Below are 8,944 nucleotides of genomic sequence, written 5' to 3' on the forward strand. Positions count from 1 at the left end.
CATTTCCGCTGATCCAGTGCACATTTTTCACGGTCATACTAAGTTGACCGAGTTCATCAGCAGCCCCGACGACCAGCGCATTAGAGGCAATATCTTTCGCCAATACATACAGCGGTTCTGACGCAGCAACACCCAGTCCTTTCCGTTGACCAATTGTGTAAAAAGCCAAGCCTTGATGCTCTCCTAAAAGTTCACCATCACGGGAAATGATCTCACCGGGCTGTGTGGTTTCAGGTGCATATTCACGCAAAAAGTCTCGATAATCGCCGCCAGCAAGAAAACATAAATCCTGGCTGTCTGAACGGGATGCGGTCGGTAAGTCAAAGCTACGGGCAATATCCCGAATCTCTTCTTTGGGAAAATCTCCTACCGGGAAAAGTGATTGAGCCAATTTCTGCTGCGTGAGGACATGCAATACATAGGATTGGTCTTTGCCCAAATCCACTCCGCGTAAAAGTTGATAGGCCCCATCAGAATCCTGTTTCAGACGAGCGTAGTGACCTGTCGCAATATATTCCGCGCCAAAGGCGAGAGCATGCTCACGGAGGGTTCCCCAGCGTATTTGACGATTGCACATCAAACAAGGGTTGGGTGTTTCGCCTTTGGTATATCCATCCAGAAAATATTCCACAACCGTATTGCGAAAGGCGTCTTTGGCATCCACCACATAAAAGGGAATGTCCAACTTCGCTGCCACACGACGCGCCAAATGCATTGAATCGGGCGTACAGCAGCGATTAGTGTCTTCCAGGCCGGGTTGTGACCAGAGGCGCAGCATCATCCCGGTTACATCATGGCCCTGCTCCTTGAGCAATGCCGCGGCAACAGACGAGTCCACACCGCCAGACATAGCGACGACGACTTTAGCCATTGTAGGTAGCCAATAATTCACCAGAGATGAACGGAGATAAACGAGGATAAGATTTGATAAACATTTATGATGGAGCTTTCCATTTTGGGAGAAGGATAAAGGCGGCGTATTTCGATGCGGGTTTTTCCAAAATTGATCAGCAAGCAAGTTTCAAGGCCAGTTGCTCGCAAATAATTCAAACCTTGTGCAGTATGCGCCGGCACAAGGGCAGATGCAGCTTTAATTTCTACCAGAACACGCTCGTGAACCAACAAATCTGCAAAAAATTCTCCGACATTAATTCCATCATATTGCACCCTTATTGGATACTGTTGTAAAACATGGAGACCATCTTTTTTGAGTTCGTGCGCAAAAGCGTTCTCATAGACCTTTTCTACAAAGCCGATACCCAGAGTATTACTCACATTATATGCACATCCAATAATTCTTTCTGTCAAAGCATTTATATCAAGTTCTGTCATCATCTACCTCGTTCATCAATCCTATCTTTGTTCATCCCCGTTTACTTGTGCCCGAAAGGGTATCTCTGGTTAAATTCCGCGTCCTATCAACAATGTCCGGCAAGGCTGCCAAAAACGAATCCACTTGCATAGATGTAGAGTGGGCACCCAAGGTCACACGCAATGAACCCAGCCCCCAATCAGGCTTAAGCCCGATCGCGGTCATCACGCCTGAGGGTTCGGGATTGCCAGTTTTGCATGCCGAACCGGACGAGCAGGCAAATCCAGCCGCATCCAGCAATTGGGTGAGAGTATTTCCGTCCACGCCTTTAAAGGCAAAGCTGGCGTGATTTGGCAAGCGCTCAACAGGATGCCCCGTCAATTGAGCATCTGGAACTTCCTTTAGCACTGTGCCAATGATGCGATCGCGTAATGGTCTAAGGTGCGACACTCGCGCTTCCCGTTCCATATCGGTCAATCGTAAGGCTTCGGCAAAGCCAACAATATAGGGGATATTCTGCGTCCCCGCGCGGAGCCCATCCTCCTGCCCACCGCCAGTTTGGTGTGAAATAAGTTGGGTCCCCTCGCGGACGTAGAGCACGCCAACGCCTTTGGGCCCGTAAAATTTATGGCAACCAAGCGACATCAGATCGATACCGAGAGACTCTACTTCCATCGGAAAATATCCCGTTGCCTGCAAAGCATCCGTATGAAAAAGGACATTTTTTGCACCGCATATTTTTGCGATCTCTGAAACAGGGTTTAATGTCCCAATCTCATTATTGGCATACATTACTGATATAAGAGCGGTTTTCTCATCAATGGCAGCAGCTACAGTTTTCGGGAGAACCATGCCGGTTTCATCAATGTCCAACCATTTAACCTGAAATCCATAATATTTTTCGAGCTGCTCAACCGTCTTCGTGACAGCGGTATGCTCCACGCGTGTGGTCAGGATTTGGTTCGCGCCTCTTTGCTCACGTGCATCCAGAGCGGCCCCACGAATAGCCAGGTTATTGGATTCGGTTCCACAGGAGGTGAAAACGATTTCGCTTGGTTTACAGTTCAATATCCGGGCAACGGTGGCACGCGCCTCATCAAGGGCGGCTTCGGCTTTCTGTCCATACCGATGTACAGAGGATGGATTCCCAAAATCCTGCGTAAAGTAGGGCAGCATCATATCCAACACACGAGGGTCAACAGGGGTGGTGGCTGCGTAATCAAGATAGATTTTTTCTGACATAAAATTCTCCAAAATGATAGCCGGATTATACCCGCTTCGACATCGACCTGTTATAATAACCCCCGTTAAAGATGTTCAATTTACGGGAGTTTTAATGGCAACGAAAATTAAATTTGGTACTGACGGCTGGCGCGGCCATGTCGCCGAGGACTATACCTTTGAAACGGTACGTCGATGCGCGCAAGGTTTTGCATCTTATCTACTCGAGGAAGGCAATGCAGGAAAATGGGTCATTGTCGGCTATGATAAACGTTTTCGCTCAGAAGATTTTGCTGATGCTGTTGCCGAAGTTTTAGCAGGCAACGGGTTGAAGGTTTATCTGACCGAGGGTGCAACTCCGACCCCGGTCATTTCTCATGCGGTAGTCGCAAAGAAGGCAGTTGGCGCAGTCAATGTGACGGCATCACATAACCCACCTACTGATAATGGATTTAAAGTCCGTGACGAAAACGGCGGTGCAATTAACCCTGCAGGGCTGACCAAGATCGAAGCCCTGATCCCGGATGATATTGCTGATGTCAAAATCAAGAATATCAAAGAAGCGCAAGCTGATGGTTCTGTGATCCTCTTTGATGCAGCGGTTGATTATATCGCTCACATCAAAAAATTGATTGACTTGCAACCCATCAAGGATGCCGGATTAACTGTCTTGGTGGATGCCATGTGGGGGAACGGCGCTGGCTGGTTCACCCACCTGCTTGGGGGTGGCTCGACAAAGATCATCGAAATTCATAACGAACGCAACCCCAGCTTCCCTGAAATGAAACGCCCTGAGCCAATCCCGCCGAATGTGGATGTTGGTTTACAGGCTGCAAAAGACAACAACGCCGATATTTTCCTCGTCAACGATGGCGACGCAGATCGTGTTGGCTTTGGCGATGAAAATGGTGACTTTATAGACCAACTCAGAGCTTATGGTTTGCTCGCTTTTTATCTACTCGAAGTCCGTGGCGAACGCGGCCCGATTGTAAAAACTCTCTCTACGACCACAATGCTCAATAAATTGGGCAAAATTTATGATGTTCCCGTTTATGAAACTGGCGTTGGCTTCAAATATGTCGCCCCGAAATTCACGGAAACTAATGCCCTGATTGGCGGCGAAGAGTCGGGCGGATACGCCTTCCGAGGCAACGTCCCCGAACGCGATGGCATCCTGGCGGGTCTTTACATGCTCGATTGCATGGTACGCACTGGCAAGAAACCCACCGAATTACTGGAGTTGCTCTTCGAAAAAGTTGGCGGTGAACATTTCTATAATCGGATTGACACACCCTTCCAGGGTGATAAACAAGATAAGATTGATCGGATCCTTGCCGCAAACCCCGAAAGTATTGGCGGACTAAAAGTGACGAAACTGGTCACCATCGATGGTTACCAATTCCACCTTGAAGATGGCGGCTGGCTGCTCATCCGTTTCAGCGGCACCGAGCCGATCATCCGCGTCTATTGCGAGACCATGCACGAGGACAAGGTTGAGGCAATCCTACAAGACGGATTGAGAATTGCAGGGATATAATCAGCTCCTCCCGAAGGATCCCGGGACGGTGTGAGCGGAGCAACGCGCAGTCGCCTGTACTCCGAAGGAGTGAAGGACGAATTCTCCAAAGATTTCGCTCTTCGACTGCACCTCCGCTACCGCTACGGTTCCGCTCAGAGACTGACTAATATTTTATTATTACTTTGAATCTAACAGACACACATTGCCATTTGTACTTTAATAAATTCGACGACGACCTGGATGAGGTCATCGCGCGCGCGCAGGAAGAAGGCGTGACGCGCATCCTCGTCCCCGGGATCACACATGATACCAGTCTTGCCGCCGTTAAAATGGCACAATCTTACCCGACAATTTTTGCCGCTGTTGGCGTGCATCCCAGCGATGCGCTGACGTGGACAGAGTCCACACTGGACGAGTTGAGAACACTGGCAGAAAATTCGCGCGTAAAGGCCATCGGCGAAATTGGCCTTGATCATTACTGGGATACCGCTCCGCACAATATTCAGGAAAATGTATTACGTGAGCAGCTTTCTCTCGCTGAGGAGCGTGGGTTGCCTGTAGTCCTACACCTTCGCGAAAAGGGTGATGCCCCACATGGTGAATGCGCCGAGGACCTGCTGAGAATTCTCGCTGAATGGGCAGCAAGCCTAAGATCAAGCGGAAATCCGCTTTCAAAAAACCCAGGTGTGCTACACTCCTTTAGCGGCACACTTTCAACAGCACAGAAAGCCATCGAGCTTGGCTTCATGATCGGCGTGACAGGCCCGGTCACATTCAAGAACGCAGAAGAACGCCGTGAGGTGATCAGATCTATTCCAGTGGAATATTTGCTGATCGAGACAGACGCCCCATTTTTAGCCCCTGATCCTCGCCGCGGACGACGTAATGAGCCAGCCTATGTCAGTTTGATCGCGGACAAAGTCGCCGAATTACATGCACACACACCAGCGGAGATAGCGGAAATTACATCCGCCAATGCTGCTCGGTTATTTAATTGGTGAAATTTTTGAACAAGATAATTTTTGAAACATCTGTACAAGCAACCATTAAAAAGGTCGAGGCACGAATGCGCGCCCAGGCGAATGGGAGCCACCCTGATCTTCATTCTGCTGTTGAGAACCTTCTTGATGCTGGTGGAAAACGCATCCGCCCCATGCTCACAGTGCTGACTGGAAATATGCTCAATGCAGACCAGGATCGATTAATAACCCTGGCTGCCGCAATCGAAATGCTCCATACAGCGACCCTGGTACATGATGATTTGATCGACGGTTCCCTAATGCGCCGTGGGAACTCCACCTTAAATGCCAGGTGGACGCCTGCCGCAACAGTGCTAACTGGCGATTTTGTATTTGCACGCGCTGCAAAACTTGCTGCTGAAACCAAAAGCCTTCTCCTAATGGATATATTTGCGGAAACTCTGGCAATTATCGTAAACGGTGAACTAACCCAGATGTTTGAAAGCCGAGGACTGGCTAATCGCAAAAACTATTATGAGCGAATCTATGCCAAAACTGGCTCACTTTTTGAGCTTTCTACACGAGGCGCAGCGATTATTAGTGAAGTAGATGCTCAAACAGTTGAAAATATCCAGACTTTTGGACGTGAAATAGGTACAGCCTTTCAGATCATGGATGATATTCTCGATTTCACTGGAGAGCAAAGCACAATCGGTAAACCTGTGGGAAGCGACCTTTTACAAGGGTTGATCACCTTGCCTGCTTTATTTTATATTGAAACCCACCCCAAAGATGAAAATGTAAAGGTTCTTCTGAGTGGAGAATTTCGTAACGAAGAAAGTATGACTGCTCTTGTTGAATCCATTCGTAACAGTGATGCCATCCAGCTTGCGCTTGATGAAGCCAGGGAATACACATCGCGCGCCCTTAATGCACTGAATGGGCAGCCAAAAGGTGCAGAGCGCCAGGCTCTTGAAGACCTGGCAAATTACGTCACCAGCCGAGATGCCTGAGTACCCTGCAAACGCACCGCCCCACCCTTTTCGCATAAATCTTGGATCTCTTTTACCCCAATCGATTGGATATAAACGCGAATTCCCCTTAGAATACTCAAAAATTCAGCTTGATGATGATTTAACATTAACCGAATTTATTGGATTGGTGACGGCAAACCGTACCCCACAGGGAATACTTATACAGGGAGATTTTGAAGGAAAACTTGCCCTTGATTGTGTCCGCTGCTTAAAGCTATTTGACTATACCCTTCAGTGGGAAATAACTGAGCTTTATGTTTTCAACCGTCGAAACGCGACAGAAGATGATTTGATCCTGCCCGATAACGCAGGAATTGATCTAGGCGAACTCATCCAGGAAGAAGCTCACCTTGACCGACCCTTCAACCCAGTCTGCAAAGAAGGTTGTCTTGGGCTTTGCCAGATTTGTGGAACAGATCTGAATCTCGACGATTGCGGGCATGAAGATATTCCACCGGAAGAACCGCCAGAAGACGAAAACTCTCCTTTTGCTGGATTAAAAGATTTAATCTGAGACAGAGTAATATATTCAAGCATTTTTTGGATGAAGCCTTGTCGCAAAGTGCAGCCCATAGTAAACTATATTCATGAATTCAGCCTGCGCCCCTCTTTTATACTCTTTGGCAATGCCAGGTTCCATATTGGCAGTCTGGAAGGGCGCACGTTAGCCAAACGTTTGCCATTTCTTAAGAAGCTGCCTACAAATTGGCGGCTTTTTTTTATTCTGGAAGAACATCAATATTCTGAAGTCTGAAGTCTAAAGTCTATAGTCTAAAGTCTAAAGTCTGAAGGCTGAAGTCTAAAGTCTATAGTCTAAAGTCTAAAGTCTGAAGTCTAAAGTCTAAAGTCTAAAGTCTAAAGTCTAAAGTCTAAAGTCTGAAGGCTGAAGTCTAAAGTCTATAGTCTAAAGTCTAAAGTCTGAAGTCTAAAGTCTAAAGTCTAAAGTCTAAAGTCTAAAGTCTGAAGTCTATAGTCTAAAAACCTGGAGTCTCTTATGACAGAAAACATCCTGATAGCCATCGCCTGGCCTTATGCCAACGCAGAAATCCATGTTGGGAATATCACCGGCTCACATTTGTCTGGTGATATTATCGCTCGTTATCATCGCCTGAAAGGCAGAAATGTTGCCATGGTCAGCGGTACAGATTCCCATGGCACGCCTGTTACCTTGCGCGCGGAAGATGAAGGCAGCACACCCGAAAAGGTTTATAAACGATTCCACGAGGGATTTTTGGAGCTTTTCCAGCAGATGGGCATTAGCTATGATATGTTCACTTCCACCCATACTGAAAACCACTTTAAGGTTGCACAAAGTATTTTCCTAGCGCTGAAAGAAAACGGTCATCTTTACGCGAAAAAATCGATGCAGTGGTTTTCCCCCGAAGCTAATCGCTTTTTGCCTGATCGTTACGTTGAAGGAATTTGTTATATCTGTGGCGAACCAGGCGCACGCTCCGATCAATGCGATAGCTGTGGTAATGTTCTGGAGCCAGCAAAATTGATCGATCCCAAAGCCAAAACTGGCGATGTGCTTGAGCTCCGTGAAACGGAACACTTTTATCTCGACCTCTCCAAACTCGAACCAAAGGTAGCAACTTTCTTGCGCGAACGTTCCGCCCATATGCGCGATACGGTGCTTGGAGAATCTCTCGGGAAGATCGAGGTTGAAGGGCTGCTCCCCCGTCCGATCACCCGCGATCTCGATTGGGGCATCCCCGTCCCTGTCGAAGGCTGGGATGGCAAATGTCTGTATGTCTGGTTCGAGGCGGTTATCGGGTACCTATCTGCGCCGATAGAGCTTTCACAGATCAACGGGACGCCAGATGCCTGGCAGGATTGGTGGACAGATCCCGATGCGCGCCAATTCCACTTTATTGGCAAGGATAATATCTTTTTCCATACCGCCTTATGGCCCGCCGAATTGATGGGCGCAGGCACGGAATTCATGAAGATCTTTACCGGAGAAGAAAAGCTCCTCACACTTCCGTACGATGTACCCGCCAATCAATTCATGAATCTTGAAGGGCAAAAGATCAGTGGAAGCAAAAATTGGGCGGTCTGGGGAAGGGATGCACTCACCCGCTATGATCCCGATGCGCTGCGCTATTATCTGACAGTCAATATGCCCGAAACAAAAGATTCGGATTGGGATTGGGAGTTTTTCGTCGCCCATAATAATAACGAATTGGTCGCCAACTGGGGCAATCTCGCCAACCGCGTGCTCTCCTTCTGCTACAAACATTGGGAGGGTCATATTCCTGTTGTAGATACTGTCTCGCTTCGCCCCGCTGACCTGGAGTTGCTGGCCGCTATTGAAGCTGGGTTCTCATCTGTTGGCGATCTGCTTGAAGCGGTGAAAATTCGGGCCGCATTGAATGAAGCGATGCGCCTGGCAACCGAGGTCAATAAATACCTCGACACCTCCGCCCCATGGAAGGAATTGAAGGTGGACAGAGACGAGGCTGCCAAATCGGTTTACACCGCGCTGAAGGCAATTGACTCTCTAAAAACAATTTTCTCCCCCTTCCTGCCTTTCACCAGTGAGAAACTGCACGCCACCTTCGGCTACAAAACGCCGCTTTTCGGCAAGCAATTTGTCAAAACTGTGGAAGATAATCTTGGTTCACACACTGCCCTGTGCTATCAGGGTGTTGAAGGTGAGCAATGGAAGCCAAGTAATTTACAGCCAGGTGCGGCGTTCAATCAACCGAGTCCGCTCTTTAAGAAATTAGATCAAGAGATCGTTGAAGAGGAAAGGGCGAGGTTGGGATAAATCAGCCTGGTAGTAACCATAAAGAATTATTTTATCGCTAACGCAGACTACGGATGTCTCCAAGACATCCGTAGTCTATTTATCTTCTTTTAGGGGCAACCCACTTTATTATCAATCTACCAGCGC

The 8,944-nt window shown here is 48.1% G+C and carries 8 protein-coding genes; 5 read left to right on the top strand and 3 right to left on the bottom strand.

The window, feature by feature from the left end; all coding sequences use genetic code 11:
* From mnmA to AC3DOM_RS12490, 3 genes are all read right to left on the bottom strand, one after another.
* On the bottom strand, positions 1-871 hold an 871-nt coding region (gene mnmA / locus AC3DOM_RS12480), incomplete at its 3' end, for a tRNA 2-thiouridine(34) synthase MnmA (protein ID WP_487919377.1).
* Between the two features lie 17 nt (positions 872-888).
* On the bottom strand, positions 889-1,332 hold the full coding sequence (locus tag AC3DOM_RS12485) for a GxxExxY protein (RefSeq protein WP_487919378.1): 444 nt from the start codon (positions 1,330-1,332) through the stop codon (positions 889-891).
* A gap of 31 nt (positions 1,333-1,363) precedes the next feature.
* The gene (locus AC3DOM_RS12490; RefSeq protein WP_487919379.1) at positions 1,364-2,554 is read right to left on the bottom strand and encodes a cysteine desulfurase family protein; all 1,191 of its coding nucleotides are present in this window, start codon (positions 2,552-2,554) and stop codon (positions 1,364-1,366) included.
* Between the two features lie 94 nt (positions 2,555-2,648).
* On the opposite strand from AC3DOM_RS12490, the gene AC3DOM_RS12495 reads away from it, so the two are divergent.
* From AC3DOM_RS12495 to metG, 5 genes are all read left to right on the top strand, one after another.
* The gene (locus AC3DOM_RS12495) at positions 2,649-4,070 is read left to right on the top strand and encodes a phosphoglucomutase/phosphomannomutase family protein (protein ID WP_487919380.1); all 1,422 of its coding nucleotides are present in this window, start codon (positions 2,649-2,651) and stop codon (positions 4,068-4,070) included.
* Positions 4,071-4,234: 164 nt separating this feature from the next.
* Positions 4,235-5,053 carry a TatD family hydrolase gene (locus AC3DOM_RS12500; protein WP_487919381.1) on the top strand — a complete coding sequence of 273 codons (819 nt, stop codon included), beginning with the start codon at positions 4,235-4,237 and terminating at the stop codon, positions 5,051-5,053.
* 5 nt (positions 5,054-5,058) lie between these two features.
* Positions 5,059-6,024 carry a polyprenyl synthetase family protein gene (locus AC3DOM_RS12505; RefSeq protein ID WP_487919382.1) on the top strand — a complete coding sequence of 322 codons (966 nt, stop codon included), beginning with the start codon at positions 5,059-5,061 and terminating at the stop codon, positions 6,022-6,024.
* Positions 6,017-6,559 carry a YceD family protein gene (locus tag AC3DOM_RS12510; protein ID WP_487919383.1) on the top strand — a complete coding sequence of 181 codons (543 nt, stop codon included), beginning with the start codon at positions 6,017-6,019 and terminating at the stop codon, positions 6,557-6,559. The genes AC3DOM_RS12505 and AC3DOM_RS12510 overlap by 8 nt, the downstream gene beginning before the upstream one ends.
* 480 nt (positions 6,560-7,039) lie before the next feature.
* Positions 7,040-8,818, top strand: a complete 1,779-nt coding sequence (gene metG, locus AC3DOM_RS12515) for a methionine--tRNA ligase (RefSeq protein ID WP_487919384.1) — start codon at positions 7,040-7,042, stop codon at positions 8,816-8,818.
* Positions 8,819-8,944 lie beyond the last annotated feature (126 nt).

This window comes from Candidatus Desulfolinea nitratireducens, from assembly GCF_982879505.1.

Excerpts from the sequence above, each read along its gene's own strand:
- AC3DOM_RS12485 (WP_487919378.1), bottom strand. The coding sequence starts at position 1,332 with ATGACAGAACTTGATATAAATGCTTTGACAGAAAGAATTATTGGATGT.
- AC3DOM_RS12490 (WP_487919379.1), bottom strand. The coding sequence starts at position 2,554 with ATGTCAGAAAAAATCTATCTTGATTACGCAGCCACCACCCCTGTTGAC.
- AC3DOM_RS12495 (WP_487919380.1), top strand. The coding sequence starts at position 2,649 with ATGGCAACGAAAATTAAATTTGGTACTGACGGCTGGCGCGGCCATGTC.
- AC3DOM_RS12510 (WP_487919383.1), top strand. The coding sequence starts at position 6,017 with ATGCCTGAGTACCCTGCAAACGCACCGCCCCACCCTTTTCGCATAAAT.
- metG (WP_487919384.1), top strand. The coding sequence starts at position 7,040 with ATGACAGAAAACATCCTGATAGCCATCGCCTGGCCTTATGCCAACGCA.